This is a genomic window from Mycobacterium sp. (assembly GCF_046091765.1).
Classification (GTDB): Bacteria; Actinomycetota; Actinomycetes; order Mycobacteriales; family Mycobacteriaceae; genus Mycobacterium.
Map to the genome: position 1 here is coordinate 1 of NZ_JBJTCF010000073.1, position 17,952 is coordinate 17,952.

15 protein-coding genes and 1 pseudogene are annotated in these 17,952 nt (G+C 68.8%); 5 read left to right on the plus strand and 11 right to left on the minus strand.

All coding sequences use genetic code 11. The features are described 5' to 3' along the window. Nucleotides 1-320, minus strand: a pseudogene (locus ACKOB8_RS07640) (hypothetical protein); the annotation flags it as partial. Between the two features lie 39 nt (nucleotides 321-359). Between ACKOB8_RS07640 and ACKOB8_RS07645 the strand changes: the two are divergent. The 3 genes from ACKOB8_RS07645 to rfbA are packed head-to-tail and all read left to right on the plus strand — an operon-like array spanning nucleotide 360 to nucleotide 2,378. Then, entirely contained in the window at nucleotides 360-1,124 is a 765-nt protein-coding gene (locus tag ACKOB8_RS07645) for a maleylpyruvate isomerase N-terminal domain-containing protein (RefSeq protein ID WP_526376615.1), read from the plus strand. 19 nt (nucleotides 1,125-1,143) lie between these two features. Next, nucleotides 1,144-1,512, plus strand: a complete 369-nt coding sequence (locus ACKOB8_RS07650) for a nuclear transport factor 2 family protein (protein WP_526376616.1) — start codon at nucleotides 1,144-1,146, stop codon at nucleotides 1,510-1,512. After that, complete coding sequence (gene rfbA, locus ACKOB8_RS07655) at nucleotides 1,512-2,378, plus strand: glucose-1-phosphate thymidylyltransferase RfbA (RefSeq protein WP_526376617.1); 867 nt, start codon at nucleotides 1,512-1,514, stop codon at nucleotides 2,376-2,378. The genes ACKOB8_RS07650 and rfbA overlap by 1 nt, the downstream gene beginning before the upstream one ends. On the opposite strand, the gene ACKOB8_RS07660 is transcribed toward rfbA, so the two are convergent. Both ACKOB8_RS07660 and ACKOB8_RS07665 read right to left on the minus strand, forming a co-directional pair. Beyond that, complete coding sequence (locus ACKOB8_RS07660; protein WP_526376618.1) at nucleotides 2,329-3,582, minus strand: YibE/F family protein; 1,254 nt, start codon at nucleotides 3,580-3,582, stop codon at nucleotides 2,329-2,331. The genes rfbA and ACKOB8_RS07660 overlap by 50 nt on opposite strands. A gap of 1 nt (nucleotide 3,583) precedes the next feature. Next, nucleotides 3,584-4,876 (minus strand): pyridoxal phosphate-dependent aminotransferase, encoded by a 1,293-nt coding sequence (locus ACKOB8_RS07665; protein WP_526376619.1) that lies wholly within the window; start codon nucleotides 4,874-4,876, stop codon nucleotides 3,584-3,586. Between the two features lie 141 nt (nucleotides 4,877-5,017). Here ACKOB8_RS07665 and ACKOB8_RS07670 point away from each other — a divergent pair, with 141 nt between their 5' ends. After that, nucleotides 5,018-5,464 carry a hypothetical protein gene (locus ACKOB8_RS07670; protein ID WP_526376620.1) on the plus strand — a complete coding sequence of 149 codons (447 nt, stop codon included), beginning with the start codon at nucleotides 5,018-5,020 and terminating at the stop codon, nucleotides 5,462-5,464. A gap of 24 nt (nucleotides 5,465-5,488) precedes the next feature. Here ACKOB8_RS07670 and ACKOB8_RS07675 read toward each other — a convergent pair whose 3' ends face one another. The 8 genes from ACKOB8_RS07675 to ACKOB8_RS07710 form a co-directional block, all read right to left on the minus strand. Further along, nucleotides 5,489-8,146 (minus strand): (Fe-S)-binding protein, encoded by a 2,658-nt coding sequence (locus ACKOB8_RS07675; RefSeq protein ID WP_526376621.1) that lies wholly within the window; start codon nucleotides 8,144-8,146, stop codon nucleotides 5,489-5,491. Between the two features lie 100 nt (nucleotides 8,147-8,246). Further along, complete coding sequence (locus ACKOB8_RS07680; protein ID WP_526376622.1) at nucleotides 8,247-10,058, minus strand: Hsp70 family protein; 1,812 nt, start codon at nucleotides 10,056-10,058, stop codon at nucleotides 8,247-8,249. Then, entirely contained in the window at nucleotides 10,055-11,017 is a 963-nt protein-coding gene (locus tag ACKOB8_RS07685; RefSeq protein ID WP_526376623.1) for an LLM class F420-dependent oxidoreductase, read from the minus strand. Before ACKOB8_RS07685 ends, ACKOB8_RS07680 begins: the two co-directional genes overlap by 4 nt. Nucleotides 11,018-11,031: 14 nt before the next feature. After that, entirely contained in the window at nucleotides 11,032-11,547 is a 516-nt protein-coding gene (locus tag ACKOB8_RS07690) for a hypothetical protein (RefSeq protein WP_526376624.1), read from the minus strand. 53 nt (nucleotides 11,548-11,600) lie between these two features. Next, nucleotides 11,601-12,026 carry a protease inhibitor I42 family protein gene (locus tag ACKOB8_RS07695; RefSeq protein ID WP_526376625.1) on the minus strand — a complete coding sequence of 142 codons (426 nt, stop codon included), beginning with the start codon at nucleotides 12,024-12,026 and terminating at the stop codon, nucleotides 11,601-11,603. 5 nt (nucleotides 12,027-12,031) lie between these two features. After that, nucleotides 12,032-12,853, minus strand: a complete 822-nt coding sequence (locus ACKOB8_RS07700; RefSeq protein WP_526376626.1) for an SDR family oxidoreductase — start codon at nucleotides 12,851-12,853, stop codon at nucleotides 12,032-12,034. Nucleotides 12,854-12,888: 35 nt separating this feature from the next. Then, complete coding sequence (locus ACKOB8_RS07705; protein WP_526376627.1) at nucleotides 12,889-15,765, minus strand: alkaline phosphatase family protein; 2,877 nt, start codon at nucleotides 15,763-15,765, stop codon at nucleotides 12,889-12,891. 638 nt (nucleotides 15,766-16,403) lie between these two features. Then, nucleotides 16,404-17,108, minus strand: a complete 705-nt coding sequence (locus ACKOB8_RS07710; protein ID WP_526376628.1) for a hypothetical protein — start codon at nucleotides 17,106-17,108, stop codon at nucleotides 16,404-16,406. 186 nt (nucleotides 17,109-17,294) lie between these two features. Between ACKOB8_RS07710 and ACKOB8_RS07715 the strand changes: the two genes are divergently transcribed. Continuing rightward, nucleotides 17,295-17,952: cadherin-like domain-containing protein (locus tag ACKOB8_RS07715; RefSeq protein WP_526376629.1), on the plus strand; the 658-nt coding region annotated here is incomplete at its 3' end.

A 17,952-nucleotide genomic window follows, 5' to 3' on the forward strand; every position in this document is an offset into this window, starting at 1 on the left:
AGATACCGGCCAGCACCCGCCCCGGTCGTGATCCCGATCCCGATCCCGGTGCCCGTCTTCGCCCCGCTGCCGGCTGCCCCTCCGGCCGCTTCTCCCGCCGCACTGCCGACGCCCGTGCGCAGCGCCACCGCGACACCCTCGAGTGCTCCGGTATCCGCTCCGGTAACGACGACGGCGACGACGGCATCGGAGATCTCGGAGACATCTCCGGCGACCGTGCCCAGCGCTTCGACACCCACCGCGACCCCCGAGGCGCCCGCCCAGGCTCCCGCCACGCTGATACTGCCCAGCGAACCGATACTGCCCAGCGAATCCGTCACCCCCGAGAGCTGACCCCGCGGCGCGGGTACGGTCAGCAGGTGGACCTTGCCAGGGCGCTGATCGACGAAAACGCGGCCTTCGCGGACGTCCTGCGCGACGCGGACCTGTCCGCGCCCGTGCCGACCTGCCCGGAGTGGAACCTCGAGCAGCTGATGCGCCATCTCGGCCGTGGTGACCGCTGGTGCGCCCAGATCGTCGCCGAACGCTCCGGTGATGTCATCGACCCCAAGACCGTCCCGGGTGGCAAGCCCCCGGCCGAGCGTGACGGCCAGATCGCCTGGTTGCACGACGGCGTACGCGCGCTGCTGGCCGCGGTCGAGAAGTCCGGGCCCGACACGATGGTGTGGACGTTCCTCGGGCCCCGTCCAGCCACCTGGTGGATCCGGCGTCGACTGCACGAGACCGTGGTGCACCGCGCCGACGCCGCGCTGGCAACCGGAGCCGCATTCGACCTCGACCCGGCCCTGGCCGCCGACTGCCTGACCGAGTACCTGGAGCGGACGGTGATCCGGGCCGACGCCGAAGGGCCGGCCGGGGGAGACCGGCCGCTGGGAGACGGCCAGTCGGTACACCTGCACGCCACCGATCCGGGCCTCGGCGAGGCCGGCGAATGGACGATCCTGGGCCGACCCGTCGGCATCGCCTTCGACCACGAACACGGGCGGGCGTCCGCCGCACTGCGCGGTCCGGCCCGCGATCTGCTGCTCGCGACGGTGCGCCGTGCCGATGCCGCCGAACTCGGTCTGGAGATCTTCGGTGACCGGGCGGTGTGGGAGACCTGGTTGGCCCGGACCCCGTTCTAGCCCGGTACGTTGAGCGGTCATGAGCACTTCGGAGATCGCCACCGTCCTGGCCTGGCATGACGCGCTGAGTAACGGAGACACCGACACCCTGCTCGCACTCTCCAGCGAGGACATCGAGATCGGTGATGCCCACGGCGCCGCACAGGGCCACGCGGCGCTGCGGGAGTGGGCCGGACGCACGGCCGCCACGATCGAGGTCGGTGACATCTACTACCACGACGGGGTGGTCGTGGTGGGGGAGCGGATCACCACCAAGGACGGCGAGGTGGGCACCGCAGCCTCCGCGTTCCGCGTCGTGCGCGATCACGTCACTGCGGCTTTCCGTCACGACGACCTCGCCGCCGCTTTGGCGGCCACCGAGCTGACCGAGGAAGACCTGCAGGCCTGATGCGGGGAATCATCCTGGCCGGCGGAACCGGCAGTCGTCTGCACCCGATCACCCAGGGTGCGAGCAAGCAATTGCTACCGGTCTACGACAAGCCGCTGATCTTCTACCCGCTGTCGACGCTGATGATGGCCGGAATCCGCGACATCCTGGTGATCACCACACCGCAGGACCTGGCCGCCTTCGAGCGACTGCTCGGGGACGGGTCGCACTTCGGAGTCAGCCTCAGCTATGCCGTGCAGGACCGGCCCGAAGGTCTCGCCCAGGCGTTCCTGATCGGCGCCGACCACATCGGTAACGGACCGGTGGCACTGATCCTCGGCGACAACATCTTCTACGGCCCCGGTGTCGGCACCAGTCTCAAGCGCTTCCGTGACGTCGACGGCGGGTCGATTTTCGCCTACTGGGTCGCCAACCCCTCCGACTACGGCGTGGTCGAATTCGCCTCCGACGGAACGGCTTTGGCGGTGGAGGAGAAGCCTGATACTCCCAAGTCGAATTACGCCGTCCCCGGTCTGTACTTCTATGACAACGACGTTGTCGAGATCGCCCGTTCGCTGCGGCCCTCCCCGCGGGGCGAACTGGAGATCACCGACGTCAACCTCGCCTACCTCGATCAGGGCAGGCTGCGGGTTGAGGTGCTGACCCGCGGGACGGCCTGGCTGGACACCGGCACCTTCGACGCGCTGTTGGAGGCGGGCAGTTTCGTGCGGACCATCGAGGCCCGCCAGGGACTGAAAGTCTCCTGCCCGGAAGAGATCGCGTGGCGGTTGGGCTTCATCAGCGACGAACAGCTCGCCGCCCGCGGGCACACGCTTCTCAAGTCGGGGTACGGCCAGTATCTGCTGGAGATCCTCCAGCGGCGTTAGGGGATGCCAGCGCTGCTGCTACTGCCGTGGTGAGCGGTACCGCCAGCGCGAGGGCGATGCCCCCGACCGCCGAGCGGACCACCTCGATCGCCACGCTTTCGGTTGTGAGCACGTCGGTGAGCCTTCGGTCGGCGACGCTGAACAGCAGCAGCAGTGGCAGCGAACTGCCGGCGTAGGCCAGCACCAGGGTGTAGACGGTGCTGGCGATATGGTCGCTGCCGACCCGCATTGCCCGCCGGAAGACTTGCCTGCGCGTGCCGTGCCCAAGGTGGGCCAGTTCGAAGACCGCCGACGCCTGCGTGATGGTCACATCGTTGAGCACACCGAGTGAACCGATGATGAAGCCGGCCAGCAGCAGACCCTTGATCGACACGTTGCCCAGGTAGGCTGCGACTTCGTTGTTCTGGTCCTGCGATAGTCCCGTCAGATGTGTGAATTCAATTGCCGCCCAGGACAGTCCGGCGGCCAGCAGCATCGAGGTAAGGGTTCCGAGGAGGGCGGCGCTGGTACGCAGACTGACGCCGTGGGCCAGGTAGATCACCGCGTAGAGAATGGCCGAGGAGGCGACCAGCGCAACCGGTACCGCGGGTGCCCCGTCACGCAGTGCCGGCAGCAGGAAGACCACCAGCACGGCGAACGCGATCACGATCCCGGCGAGTGCGCGCAGGCCGCGCCAGCGCGCGACACCCACGATGACGACCGCGAAGATGACCGCGACAAGCGCCAGCGGCCAGCCGCGTTCGAAGTCGTAGAACCCGTAGCTGGTGGCACCCTGCTGGTTGACCTGGCGGAACACGCGGATCGTGTCACCGGCCATCAGCTCGGGCTGGCCGGGACCGCGGGAGAACTCGAGCAGCGTGCCGGCTCCGGTGTTGGGTCCGCTGTCGATTGTCACCACGCTCTGCAGGCAGGACCCACTGCCGGGAACGCCCGGCACCGGTGCGGCCGTGAGGACCTGGCCCGCCGACGGGCTGCCGCAGTCACCCAGCGCGGTGGACACGACCCGGCCGCGTTCGGTGGTGACCGATCCGCCCTCGGCGTTCTGGAACGGCAGCGGGATGTCTGCTTTGTTCCCGGACGGCCACAGTGTCACGGCCCCGACTATTACCGCCAGCGCGATCATCACCAGTGCTACGACGACGCTGCGCGCGGCCAGCGGCCCCAGGGGCGGAGGTCCGGCGACGGACTGGTGCGAGTGCGACACCCTACTGGCGGTAGCTCGCCAGGAAGTTCCCCAGCCGTTCGATCGCGTGGGCCAGTTCGCGCGCCCACGGCAGCGTCACCAGGCGCAGATGGTCCGGGGCGGGCCAGTTGAAGCCGGTGCCCTGGTTGATCAGGATCTTCTCCTCAAGCAGTAGATCCAGCACGAGTTTCTCGTCGTCGACGATGTCATGGACCTCGGGGTCGAGCCGGGGGAAGACGTACAGCGCGCCCCGCGGCTTGACGCAGGAGACGCCGGGTATCTCGTTGAGTTTGTCCCAGGCGAGATCACGTTGTTCGAGCAGGCGTCCGCCCGGAAGCACCAGATCATCGATGCTCTGATGACCGCCCAGAGCGACCTGAATCGCGTGCTGCGCGGGAACATTCGGGCACAGCCGCATATTGGCTAGCAGCCGGATGCCCTCGATGAAGCTGGTCGCGTTCTCGGTCGGACCGGTGATCACCAGCCAGCCCGAGCGGTAGCCGGCCACCCGGTAGGCCTTGGACAGCCCGTTGAACGTCAGGCAGAGCAGATCGGGTGCCACCGACGCGAGGCTCACGTGCGTGGCGTCGTCGTAGAGAATCTTGTCGTAGATCTCGTCGGCGAGCAGCAGCAGCTGGTGCTTGCGTGCGACCTCGGCGATCTTCACCAGCACCTCTCGGCTGTACACCGCGCCGGTCGGGTTGTTCGGGTTGATGACTACCAGCGCCTTGGTCCTCGGGGTGATCTTGGACTCCAGGTCGGCGATATCGGGCTGCCAGCCGTTGGTCTCGTCGCACAGGTAGTGCACCGGGGTGCCGCCGGCCAGGGAGGCGGACGCCGTCCACAGCGGATAGTCGGGTGCCGGGATGAGCACCTGATCGCCGTTGTCGAGCAGCGCCAGCAATGTCATCGTGATCAGCTCGGAGACGCCGTTGCCCAGATACACCGAGTCCACGTCGAAGCGTGGGAAACCCTCGACCAGTTCGTAGCGGGTGACCACGGCCCGTCGTGCGCTGAGGATGCCCCGGGAGTCGGAGTAGCCCTGAGCCTGGGGCAGCGCCTGGATCATGTCGCGCATGATCACGTCGGGGGCTTCGAACCCGAACGGAGCCGGGTTGCCGATGTTCAGCTTGAGGATGCGGTGGCCCTCGGACTCTAGGCGGGCGGCGTGGTCGTGCACCGGACCGCGGATCTCGTAGAGCACGTCCTGCAGCTTGGTCGACTGGGTGAACGTCCTGACCCGTCGATGCTGGCTGGCCTGCTGCCACGGTAGCTGGTGGGTGGTCACGTCCTCGATTGTCCCACGAGGGTCCACTGCTTTTCAGGGGCCTATCTCGGACTCGGTATCGAATCGGTATCGAAGCCCTGGGACATCGGAGTTTTGCTGCGGGCAATCGCGGGGTGACTCCGACACTTTCCCCGGGGCTGTTCACCCAGCGGAACACAGGAGGCGCACATGGACCGGTCGAGCACACCGAAGACAGTGATGGCCGGTGTAGTAGCCGGTGTGGTAGCCGGTATGGCTCTGGCGGTGCTGCCCCTGGCCGGGCCTGCCCACGCCGACCCGTCCCCGCTGAACGGCCGGTACACCGTCGTCGGCGGCTCCGATGAGTTCTACGTGACCGCCACCTCGTCGTGCCCGACCGCCGCCGAGGGCTGCACCGCCAGCCTGGTCAGCAACCGCGGGTGGACCAGCGTCGCCACCCTGTCGGGCGGCCGCTGGACCTACAGCGTGACCGTGCCGGACGGCGTGGTGTGCGCGGACGGCAACTATGCCGACATTTTCATCCGGTACTCCGTCGATGCGAGCACCCTGGCAGGCACCGTCACCGCCGATTCCAACGGCGAATGCGTAGGCGGTCAGGTGACCGAGGCACCCATCCAGCTCACCAAGCTGGGCTGAGCCTGGGTTGATGACCGAAGAGCGTTAGTCGCGTTTCCCCGGGGGTCGGGCGCCTTTGGCGATGCCCAGCCCCTTGACCGGCGGGGCGGGAGCAGCAGGTGTGTCGCCGTTGCCGCCATCGGTCTCGACTGAGGGTTGCTTGGCCCCGGGCCGTTTGGCGCCGGGAGCGATGCCCAGGCCCCTGACCGGCTTGGCGGGTTCGGGTGGGCTGACCGGCGCGGCCGGTGCCGCCGGTGCGGCCGGTGCGGATTCGGCTTTCGGGGCGCCCGGCCGCTTGGCTCCGGCGGCGATGCCCAGGCCCTTGACCGCCGGGGCCGCAGCCGCCGGTGCCGCCGCAGCCGCCGGTGCCGCCGGCGTGGCGGGTGCGGCGGGTGCCGGTGCTGGGGGAGCCGTGGGTGCCGTAGGAGCCGTGGGTGCCGGGGCTGCGGGCGCGCTCGCGGCCGCCAGACTGGCCGCCGCGCCCTTCTCCGGCAGCGTGATGCTGCTGCGGTCCAGCGACCCCAGCAGCAGTTGAGCCACGTCGACGACCTCGACCTCGTCGGACTTACCGCGGTCGCCCACGCCGTCGGAGAGCATCACCCGGCAGAACGGGCAGCCGGTGGCGATCGTCGAGGGATCGAGGGTCAGCGCTTCGTCGACCCGTTCGTGGTTGACCCGCTTGCCCAGGTGCTCCTCCATCCACATCCGCGCGCCCCCGGCGCCGCAGCAGAACCCGCGGTCGGCGTGGCGGGGCATCTCGGTGAGGGTGGCACCGGCGGCGCCGATCAGCTCCCGAGGCGCGTCGTAGACCTTGTTGTGCCGGCCCAGGTAGCACGGGTCGTGATAGGTGATCGTGCTGCTGCCGTTGCCGTTGAGCCCCTGGACGGGGATGAGTTTCTTGTCCCGGACCAGCCGGTTGAGCAGCTGGGTGTGATGCAGCACGGTGTAGTTGCCGCCCACCTGGGGGTACTCGCGGCCGAGCGTGTTGAAGCAGTGCGGGCAGGTGACGACCACCTTGCGGTCGACCCGCTCGATTCCCTCGAAGAGGTCGTTGATGGTGGCGACGTTCTGCGCGGCGAGCTGCTGGAAGAGGAACTCGTTACCCGACCGTCGGGCCGAGTCGCCGGTGCAGGTCTCGCCGTCGCCGAGCACCAGGAACTTCACCCCGGCCGCCGAGAGCAACTCGGCCACCGCCTTGGTGGTCTTCTTGGCACGGTCGTCCAGCGCCCCGGCGCAGCCCACCCAGAACAGGTACTCGAAGCCGGCGAACGAGTCGACGTCGCGGCCGTAGACCGGGACGTCGAAGTCGACCTCGTCGGTCCAGGTGAGTCGCTCCTTGGCGTTCTGACCCCAGGGGTTGCCCTTGGCCTCCAGGTTCTTGTAGAGCCCGCCGAGCTCGCCGGGGAATTCCGACTCCACCATCACCTGGTAGCGGCGCATGTCGACGATGTGGTCGATGTGTTCGATGTCCACCGGGCACTGCTCGACGCAGGCGCCGCAGCTCGTGCACGACCAGAGCACGTCGGGGTCGATCACGCCGAGTTGCTCGGCGGTGCCGACCAGGGGCCGGGTCGCCTGCAGCGGCGAGTCGGCGGGCACCCGGCCGAAGCCGGACTCCGGAACGTGGTGCTCCTCATCGTGTTTGAGTTCCAGGCCGCCCTCGGTGTTCTCGGCGTCGTTCGGCGTGCCGAAGATGTAGGGCGCCTTGGCGAACAGGTGGTCGCGAAGGTCCATGATGATGAGCTTGGGCGACAGCGGCTTTCCGGTGTTCCACGCCGGACACTGCGACTGGCAACGACCGCACTCGGTGCAGGTGGTCAGATCGAGATAGCCCTTCCAGGTGAAGTCCTCGATCTTGCCGCGACCGAACACCGCGTCTTCGGCGGGATCTTCGAAGTCGATGTAGCTGCCCTTGGACTCCATCGGCAGCAGTGGACCCAGAGCGTTCGGCAGCCGTTTGAAGGTGACGTTGAGCGGCGCCAGGCCGATGTGCAGATGCTTGGAGTGCAGCACGATCAGCGAGAACACCAGCATGACGCCGATATGCAGCAGAAGTGCGACGGTCTCGATGATCTCGTTGGTGTGAGTGCCCAGCGGACGCAGCAGCGCGCCCAGCCCATGGGAGAAGAACGCCGCTCCGCCGTAGGGCAGATTGCCGGCGGCGACGGCCGCACCGCGGAACAGTGCGTAGGTCCAGATGACGTTGAAGATCATGAACAGGATCAGCCAGGCGCCGCCGGTGTGCGAACCGTAGAAACGCGAAGAGCGGCCGTACTCCTTGGGCTCCGAGCGCAGCCGGATGATCGCGAACACGATGATGCCCAGTAGGACGGCGACGGCGAAGAAGTCCTGCAGGAAGCCCAAAATCCCCCATCTTCCGATGAGCGGGATATGGAATTTGGGGTCGAACAGCACGCCGTAGGCCTCGAGGTACACGCTGGCCAGGACGAAGAAGCCCCACATCGTGAAGAAGTGCGCAATGCCGGGGATCGACCACTTCAGCAGCTTGGTCTGACCGAACACCTCGCGAATCTGGTTGCCGATCCGCTCCCCGAGGTGATTCTTACGTCCCCGTTCGTCGGCTGTCGGCTGGCCCGAGCTGATGAGCTTGGTCAGGTACAGGACCCGCTTGAGAGCGAACAACCCGACGATGGCCGTCATGGCCAGGCCTATGACGAGCCGGATGACTGTCTGTGTTTCCACCGCGGCACCCTCAGTAAGTAGTTGCGTCCGGTGGTAGTCGCTTCGAGAACTACCCGACAACAACTACCCGAGAACATAGTCGCATCCCGGCGTGGAATCCTCAGCCCTCGGGGACCTGTTCGGGCTCCGGCTCGGGCGGCGCCGGCTTCAGGGTCGGCAGGGTCTGACCGGTGAGGATCTCCTCGGCCGTCGTCGGCAGGGTCACGCCGGTGAGGATCGACGTCGTGGTGGGCGGCGGCACGACGGTCGTCGGCGTGGTCGTCGTGGTCCGTGTGGTCGTCGTGGTGGTGGTCGTCGGTGTCGTGGTGGTCGTGGTGGTGGTCGGCGTCGTGGTGGTCGTCGTCGTCGTAGTCGTTGTGGTGGTGGTCGGTGTCGTGGTGGTCGTGGTGGTGGTCGGCGCCGTGGTGGCCGTCGTGGTGGTGGGCACTGTCGTCACCGACGAGGTGACGGTCGTCGTCGGCCTGCCGTCGGCACCGGTGGTGGTGATGGTCACCCGGGTGGTCGTGGTGGTCGGCGTGCTGGTGGTGCCGGTGAGGGTCAGCGCCAAGCCGCCGACGGCGACCGCGGCGACCGCCGCGGCAATACCGAACAGCAGCGGTGGCCGGCGGTACCAGGGCAGCGGCGCCGCCACCGCCAGTTCGGTCTCGTCCTCGATCCGCGTCGTCGGGCGCGAATCCGTCGCCGCTGTGTAGGGCGCCGGTTCCGCGCCCGCCTCGTCGTCCTGGGACCAGGCCAGCGCTCGGTAGGTCGAGGAGGCGGGTGCCTCGGGAGCCGCTGCTGCCGCCTCGGCTCCGCTCGCCCACGCCGTCGGAGCCAGGCCGGTCGGTGCGTCCGCCGCCGCCGCGGCGGCAGTGGTGGGTGCTCCCGGAGCGCTGCCGCGCCCGGCGATCACCGCTGCCCCCGTCGCGGCTGCCAGTCCGGCAAGCGCAGAGGTGATCAACGGGACCCGCAGAGCCTCGGTGAGTCGCCTGCCGATGACCGGAATCGCAGAACCGCCGCCGACAAGGGCGATCGCGGCCAGATCCGAAGCTGCAATCCTGTTGCGTTCCAGGGTATCTGCGAAGGCGTCCAGGAAGCCTGCGAGCGGGTCGGCAATCAGGTCTTCCAGTTCCGAGCGGCTGATCGTCACGTCCGCACGACGGCCGGGCAGGTCGACGGGGATAACGGCAACGGCGTCGGAGGACAGTTGCTCCTTGGCCAGCCGGCACTGTTCGTGCACCGTGTCGAGCGAGCGCTGCGCGGCGGTGCCCGAGGGATCGTCGAAGCCGCTGCCCTCCACCCGGCTCAGCACCAGATTGACCAGCGCCTGATCGATCCGGTCCCCGGCGAGATCGGGTGTGCGCAGCGCCTGCCCGATCGATGTCAGCTCGGCGCCGGCGTCGGCGAGGCTGATGGTGGTGCCCCCGGCCCCGACGTCGCACAGTGCGACCACCCCGCGTGCCGGCAGACCCGGATCGCGCTGCAGCGCGGCCAGGGCGGCCGCGGCGTCGGAGACGATAACCGGTCCCGCCCCGCCGGAGGAGAATCCGGCGCGCAACGCGCCCCGCAGCGCGCCGACGGTGGCCGGCCCCCAGTACGCGGGTGCCGCGACGACCACCGCGGCGGGCGGCTCGCCCGCGGTGGGTGGCGCCACGGCGCGGACAATCGCCGCCAGCGCTGCGGCCACCAGATCCTCGCCGCGGTGTGCCGAGCCGTCCGCGGCGATCAGCGGCGCGGGATCACCGACGCGGTCGACGAAGCCGCGGATCACCAGCCCGGGACGGTTGAGCTCGGGGTTCTCCGAGGGCACACCGAGCTCAGCCGCCCGGTCGGGCCACAGCGTCAGCACGGCATGCCGGGTCAGCGGCTGCGCTCCGACCCGGACTGCGGCGAAGTGCATCGTCCCGATCGAGAGGCCTATTGCATTGCTCACGGGCTTTTCCCTCCTGGCCGGGGCCGAGCGCTGAACTGGGGAATGACTTCGGTGGCGAAGAGTTCCAGGTGGTCGAGGTCGGAGAGGTCCAGAACCTGCAGGTAGACCCGCTGCACGCCAGCCTCGGCAAAGGCCGCGAGCCGGTCGGCGATATCGGCGGGCGTGCCCACCAGAGGGCTGTTGGCCCGCAGCTCGCCGACGTCGCGGCCGATTGCGTCGGCTCGCGCCGCGACCGCGGGCTCGTCCCGACCGGCGCAGACGACGAAGGCCGCGGAGTACACGACGTCGTCGGCGGGCCGGCCTATCTCGGCGAGCGCGCCGCGCACCCGGCCGTACTGCAGCGCGACGAAATCCAACGGCGGAAACGCCAGGTTGAACTCGGCGGCAAACCGCGCGGCCAGTGCCGGGGTGCGCCGGGGACCGCCGCCACCGATGACGATCGGCGGGTGCGGCTGCTGCACGGGCTTGGGGAGCGCCGGTGATCCGGTGATGCGGTAGTGGGTGCCGAGGTAGTCGAACGTCGTTCCGGCCGGGGTGGCCCACATCCCGGTGACGATGTCGAGTTGCTCGGCCAGCCGGTCGAAGCGCTCGCGGGTGGTCGGGAAGGGAATGGCGTAGGCCCGGTGCTCGGCTTCGAACCAGCCGGCCCCGATGCCGAATTCGACCCTTCCTGCGCTCATCGCGTCCACCTGAGCCACCGATATCGCCAGCGGCCCGGGATGACGGAAGGTTGCCGAGGTGACCAGGGTGCCGAGCCGTATCGTGGAGGTTTCCCGGGCGATACCGGCCAGCGTCACCCAGGAGTCGGTCGGCCCGGGTAGCCCGTCACCGCTCATCGCGAGGTAGTGGTCCGAGCGGAAGAAAGCCGAAAACCCAAGTTGCTCAGCCGCTTTGGCCACCGCAAGCTGGTCGAAATACGTCGCTCCCTGCTGGGGTTCGACGAATACCCGGAAATCCACCCGCTCAGCCTAGGCTAGAAGAACTCCACCTGGTCGATGCTGACGTACATGCCGTGGCCGGTGGCGTTGTTGGTGAACAGGGTGCCATCGCTGTCGGCTTCGATGATCCACCCGACCGCGTCGTACACCGCATAGTCGATCGTCGTGGTGGGCATCGCGCCAAGATTGCCGACCACCCATCGGTTGTCTCCGGTTGCCGAGACCTCGACGCCGGTGGCGCTTTCGCCGTCGATGACCGGCGAGTCGGTGAACTGCGACTCGCAGCCGACGGTGTCAGCCGAGATCTGGCACCGGGTCGCCCCGGACTTGGTCTCGATGTACACGTATCCGGCGGTGTTAGGGGGCAGCACCTCGGCCCCGGCGGGCGGCCCCGGCAGCCCGGTCGGCGGGGGGAATTCGGCCCCCGAGCCTCCGCAACCCGGGCAGACTGCCGCGCCGTTGACCGTGGTGGTGCAGCCGGCAACCGCCGCGCTGGCAGCTACCAGCCATACCGCCACCAGACCCGCCCGCGTGGCGTGGGAGATGCGCACCCGATCAGCCTAAGCAGGCGGTGACAGAAGATACGCGAGTGACTCGCGGGGCTTCACCGTACCGTGACGTCGGCGGTGAACGACCAGGAGTCCTGCTCGCCACCGGCCCAGGGCCGGCTGTAGCTCGTGCTCACCGTGGTGGTGCCCGGCGCCATCGCCTGCAGTACCCACACGTCGCTGCCCGGGGCACCCGGGCGGGCGGGAGACGCGGCGATGGTCTCGTGCCCGGTCTGGGTCACGACCCGGGCGTCGCTGATCGTCATCTGCGGCGCCCACTGGTAGCCGGTGGACGGATTCGCGCCGAGGCTCACCTGCAGGGTGTCCCCGACCGCCAGGTCGACACCGCGGCTCACCTGCTTCTGGTTGAGCAGCTCGTCGTAGGAGATCTCGATGGTGGTTGTCTTGGGTCCGGCCGCCGGGGGTTCGGACTCGCCCGCGCAGCCTGCTAACGCCGCGATCGCGAGAAGCACTGCCAGCATCTGCCTCACTGTCGACCCCTCTCGGTTGCGAACTGCCGGGTGCGCCACAGATAGGACAGCAACCGACGGGCGGGAACGGGCACCGGCCAGTCGTCGGCCCGGAAGTAGGCATCCGACCCGCCATCGACGAAAACGACGCTACCGCAGAGAAACTCGGCGGCATCGGAGAGCATGAACACGACCCAGTCGGCGAGCTGCTCGGGGTCGCCGAATCCCCCGACCGGAATCGGAAAGGAGCGGACGACCTTGGCCTCGGCCGGGGTGGACAGCTGCCGGTCCAGCATCGGCGTCCGGATCGCGCCCGGGGCCAGCGCATTGAGCCGGATGCCCGATCCGGCCCATTGCGGTGTCACGGCCTCGCGGCGCACCCAGCGACTGACTGCGATTTTGGATGCGGCATACGCCATCGCGGGCGCGTTGCGACCGAAGAATCGGTAGGCGCGCAGCGCCTTGTCGGTATCGCCCGCCAGCAGCGCACGCACGGCCCGCCGCGGCACCGCGGGCACGGTCGTCGTCGAGTTACTGGAAAACACAACCACTTTCGCTGTTCCGCCGGCGGCCAGCGCCGGTCGCCAGGCGTGCAGCAGGTCCACCACCCCGAAGAAGTTCACCTCGGAGATCAGCCGCTCGGTCCCCGGTGTCGGACCGACTCCGGCGGCGAGGACCGCACCCGCAAGCCTGCCCCCGCACGCTGCGAGCACACCCTCGGCCGCGGCACGTCGACCCGCCCGCGTCGACAGGTCGGCGACGACGTCTGCGTCAGCGATGTCGACACCCACCACGGTGTGGCCCTGCGCACGCAGCTTTCGCAGCGTGGCATTGCCCATGCCCGAAGCCGAGCCGGTGACCGCGTAAATAGCGTCTACACCACGGAAGTGGACACGCCGCCGGGAGTGCTGCCGGTCCAGAACTCGTTCATCGGTGTGGCGTAGCGGTCATTCTTGGTCAGCGGCGGAAGGCGGAGGGCCTCCTCGATCGTCCGCAGCAGGCTGTAGTGGTTGTAGTAATTGGTCGCCAGGAACGGGCCGCTGCGCATCCCGGCGGCCACAGCACCGGGCGAGGGAATCACCACCATCACCACGCGGTTGACCTCGTTGCCGAAGCCCAGGGAGGTGTTGTTGTTGTCCTCGTCGAAAGTGACGAACAGGGCCGACCTTCGCGCCGGGTCGTTCCAGGCGTTGGAGCTCAGGATCACCGGCACCGTCTCGGAGAGAAACTGATCGATTGCCGGGATGTTGTAGGGATTTCCCGTCTCGAGCTGGCTCAGCGCGAACTGCAGTGCCCCCCACGGGAAGTCCACCGGACCTTCCCCGTTGAAGTCCTCGTTCGGGCTGAACCACGCAAAGTTCGGCGCGGTCCTCGAGGAGTTGAGGTCGATCGCCATCTGCTCGAGCGGGAACAGGTGCGCCGCCGCGTACTCCTGATTGTCGCCGATCCCGTAAAAGGCCGGGAAAGGCAGCTGTTCGGTCGAGTAGTCGGCCGTGGAGTTCAGGGGTTGTCCGATCAGCATGCTCTGCGCGTAGCCCCGCCAGGTCTTGCCGGCGTCCTCGATGTTGGACATCAGGGTGGTGTCGGCTTCGATGCACGGACTCTCGCAGTTGTAGGTCAGTCCGAAGTCCTGGCCGCCGGCGATCGGGTAGTAGTTCGGCAGGCTGGGATGGGTCAGGCCGTGGTACTCAGTGGCTGATCCGTAGGCGTTGATCAGGCTGTTGAGGTACGGCGCCAAGGGGCTGCCGACGATGTCCTTGTAGCCCTTGTTCTCCATGTAGACCATGTACACGTGGTCGAGTTCGCCCACGGCCGAGGGCGGCGGTGTGGGCGCCGACGGTTCGGGCAGATCCGCGCCGATGGTGAAGGACAGTTCGTCGGCGAAGGCATTGTTGTAGTCGGCGGCAAGACCGATCAGGACGGGGCTGCGGTCGGTGAGGTTCAGCACGACTTGGGCGTAGCGAGTTCCGACGGGCAGCAGCCCGGTGGTTTCGCGCTCCCGGAAACCGGTTTGGAACAGCCGGTCCAACACCCCGACCGGGCCGATCTGGTCCGCGCCGAGGTAGGTCCGGTTGGCGTCGAGGAAGTTGACCTGAACCGACGCCGACGAGGGGTCTCCGAGGTATCCGCCCAGCCAGCCGGCCAATCGGTAGGGCACCGAACCGAGGTCGATGGCGGGTGCCGCCGGGCTGATGTCGACGACCTGCGTCAGGGTCGCGGTGGCGACGTCGCCGCCGCCGAAGAATTGCGTGCCGCCGTTGGGCGGGCCGCTTTCCGCGGTCGGGAAACCCATGAACGCCGGCAGGTTCGGCATCGCGAAACTGAGGCCGATCGGCCACACGTTGCGCGGCGTTCCGTACCGGATCACCGTCGGCGTCCCGGTCACCGTCCAGCCCGGCGTGGTGACCGAGCTGAATCCCGACAGCGACGGGTCGCCCGCCTCGGCCCCGGGGTTCACCAGAAGATTCGGACTCTGGACCGCGGCCTGTGCGCTGAGCGCTGAGGCGAGCACGGTGCGGGGTGGTTCGGCGGCGGAGGTGGGCGGCGGTAGTGGGGGGTCGGTGGGGGCGATGGTTCCGGCTCCGGTCAGGTACCCGACGAGTTTGGCCAGTGCCTGGGTTGCGCCGACGATGAGGTCCCCGGTGATCTGAACGGCGACCTTGGCCACCTCGGCGAGGGTGCTGACCAGGACGATCTGCTGGTCGGCGAGGGCCTGCAGTTGGCCGACGACGGCGTTGATCGCGATGTCGAGGTAGTAGGGGATGGCTCCGAAGATCGTCCGGACGCTGAGCGCGAGGTTGACCGGGATGTCGGGGTAGCCGAACGCTGCCTTCGCGGCGAGCAGCGCCTGGGTGAGGTCAGCGGGTGTCACGAGGCTCTCGAGGACGGTCGGGTTGCTCTGGATGGGCACGCCGTCGAAGTCCGAGCGCTGCGGTACGCCGAAGAGCTCGAGGATGGTGGGGGTGATGTCGGCGGTCGAGTACGCCAGGTTCTGTCGGCCGTCGTTGGCGTCGTCGCCGGCGATATCGGCGATCACGAAGCAGGCGGTCTCGGCGGGGTTCTGGAAGCCGTGGCCGAAGGGCGACCCCGGCTGCTGGCCGTGGTCGGTGGTGAGGATCACCGTCCAGTCCCCGCCGGTGGCGGTCTCCCACTGGCTGACCGCGTCGAGGATCTGGCCGAGGTCGGTGTCGGCGCGGTGGACGGCCTCGGCGTACTCCGGTGAGGAGGCGCCGTGCTGGTGTGAGGCTTCGTCGACCTGCACCAGGTAGGAGAACAGGAAGTTCGACGTGGTCGGGTTCGTCGCGCTGATCAGCGCGACGGTGTCCGCGGTGACCTCGGCGTCGGTCTTCCACCAGCTCGTGTCGCCCTCGACCTGCGAGACGAAGTTGATGGTGTCGGCGGGATACCCTCCGGCGCCGGCGATGTCGGTGATAAAGCCCCAGTCGGCGACCACCGCGGTGTTGATGGCGGGGTCGTGATACTCCAGCAGGTTGAACACCGTGGGCCAGCTGTCATAGGGCGCCGGGCTGAAGATGTTGTTGATCACGCCGCTCTTGTTGTCCCAGACACCGGCCAGGATGGTCGTCCACGACGGACCCGACAGCGTGGTGTGACCGACCATGCTCGTGGCGCCGGTGACACCCTGATTCATCAACCTCCGGAAGTTCACGTTGGCGGGATCATCGAAGACCGTGTCCAGGTTGACCCCATCCACCCCGATCAGCAGCACCTGCGTGGGCCCCGCAGCCACCTGCGCCACAGCATCACCCGCACTCACCCGACGACGAGACGTGGCGGCCGCACTTGCCGCCGGGACAGCGCTGGCAGGCGGCACCGGAACCGCGGGCACCGGAAGTGGCGGCAGCGACAGGGGTTCCGGCGCGGGGCTGGCCGGGACGGCCGGCGCCGTCGACACGGCTGCGGCGGTGGACGCGATCGGCTCGGGCGCTGCAGACCCGGCCGCGATCTGCTCGGCGGCGCCGTCAGCGGGCACGAGTGCCCCAACCCGCTCCACTCCCCGGCCGGCCGGCGGGACGCGCCGTAGCGCCGCGGCGGTGGGGGCGCTCGGCCGGGCGTTCGCAGGCCGGGAAGAGCGCTCGCCGACGCCAGGATTCGCCGAATTCCCGCCGCCTCGCGGTGCCGGATCGGCTGCAGCTGGCCGGGGTTCGTCCGCGGTTGTGGTCGTTCGGTCGCGGGAGGGACCCCGCGAGCCGCCGCGCGATGAACCCCGTGATGAACTCTGCGCGCTCGCCTTGGCCGAATCCGGCGCCTCGCCGGCTTGCTCGGTGTCGGCGTGAGCGCTTGTCGGCGTGACAAGGGTCGCTCCGGCGCCCGCGCCGGCAAGAACGCCGACTGCCGCGACGCCGATACAGACGCGCTTGACTTTGCTCATGGTTCTCCGATCGTCGGCGCCGGACGCCCCCGGGACTCTGCGGAAACAGCTGCTCTCGACGCGCGGGTGGCGGAACTTCTCGGTGTCCGCTGCGCAGCAGCGCGCATCGCTGTCTTCTTCGGTGCGCCGGATTCGGCGCGCCGTGTGGTCGTGGATTTGTCGCGCGCCTCGGGCCGGCTCGATTCCGGCTTCGTCGGAGGCGTCGCCTCGAGCTGAGGCCTCGACCGCGGCGTGGCTTCGACCGCAGCCGCCGCCCTGGTGTTACCGGGGGTGAACCGGGGCAGGGTTTCCGCGATCGCGAAGCCGAGCGGGCCCACGGCGAATATGCCCAGACCGAGAACTGCGCTGCCGACGATCGCCGCCACGGGAGTATTCAGGCCGCCGATGTCGACGAGTTCGATCAGCAGGCCGCCCATCGCGAGGCTGGCCGGCAGCGTCACCGGGAACGCCAGGTACCACAGCGGCATGGCCGCTGCGCCTATCGCCACCGTCGCGACAGCTTCCAGAATCTGGTCGGGAGTGGGTGCCGAGCTGGAGGTGGCGCTGCTGAGGGCGCTAAGCGCGACGGCCCCTACGTCGATCTGAGTCGCCGTGACGCTAGGCGGTTGTGAGGGAACCGTCACGAGGCCCGCGACAAGCGCCATGCCGCCGACCGCACTCGTCAGGGCACGCGGTGCCGAGCCACGTGTCGAATCGATCACCAAGCCCCCTCGTCGCCCCGCCGCACCGGAGAACATGTTCCAAGCCCAGCTAAGCACACCGACGCACCCGAGTCACTGCTTTCGCTGCGGGAGGGCGTTCGGAAGAATTACCGGCAAATGCTTCCGCTCAGCCGGTAGCCGTGGTTGAATCACAGCAATATCTCAGCTATTGCTCAGGACCCCGCTATGAGTGCAGCAAACGTCATCGGACGGCTCGGGCCGCTGGCCGCCGCCCTCGGTATCGGTGCCGCCCTCGCGGTGGGCACCGCCACCGTTGCTGCCGCCGATCCGGCAGAGTCCGGGGACTCCGCTTCCTCCGCTTCCTCCGCTTCCTCCGCACCCGCACCCGCATCAGCGGCCAAAGCGTCGGCCGCCAGGGGCGCGGGGCGCGGCAGCGGCCGTCCGGTGAGCGAACGGCCCGCCGCAGCGGCGGCCGTCGAGCGCGCACCCCGGGAAACCCAGGCCGAGACTCAGGCCCCGGCCGTGGCCTCCCGCACGGCCGCGCCGTCGGCCGCGCAGTCGTCGGGGTTGCTCGGGCGGCTGACGGTGCTGTTCAACAACCAGACCCCCCGGATGAGCCCCACCCAGACCGCGCAGGGCCCCACCGGGGTGGTCACCGGCGCACTCAACGCCGTCGACCCCGACAGCCCACAGCTGCGCTTCACCGTGACCGCCGAACCCGACCGGGGCACCGCGGCGGTCGCCGCCGACGGCACCTGGACCTACACCCCCGACCCGGCGCTCGCCGCCACCGGGGTCACCGACACCTTCGAGGTCCAGGTCAGCGACGCCCCCAGCGGATTCGCCATCCACGGCCTGCCCGGACTGCTGCACCTGCTCAGCT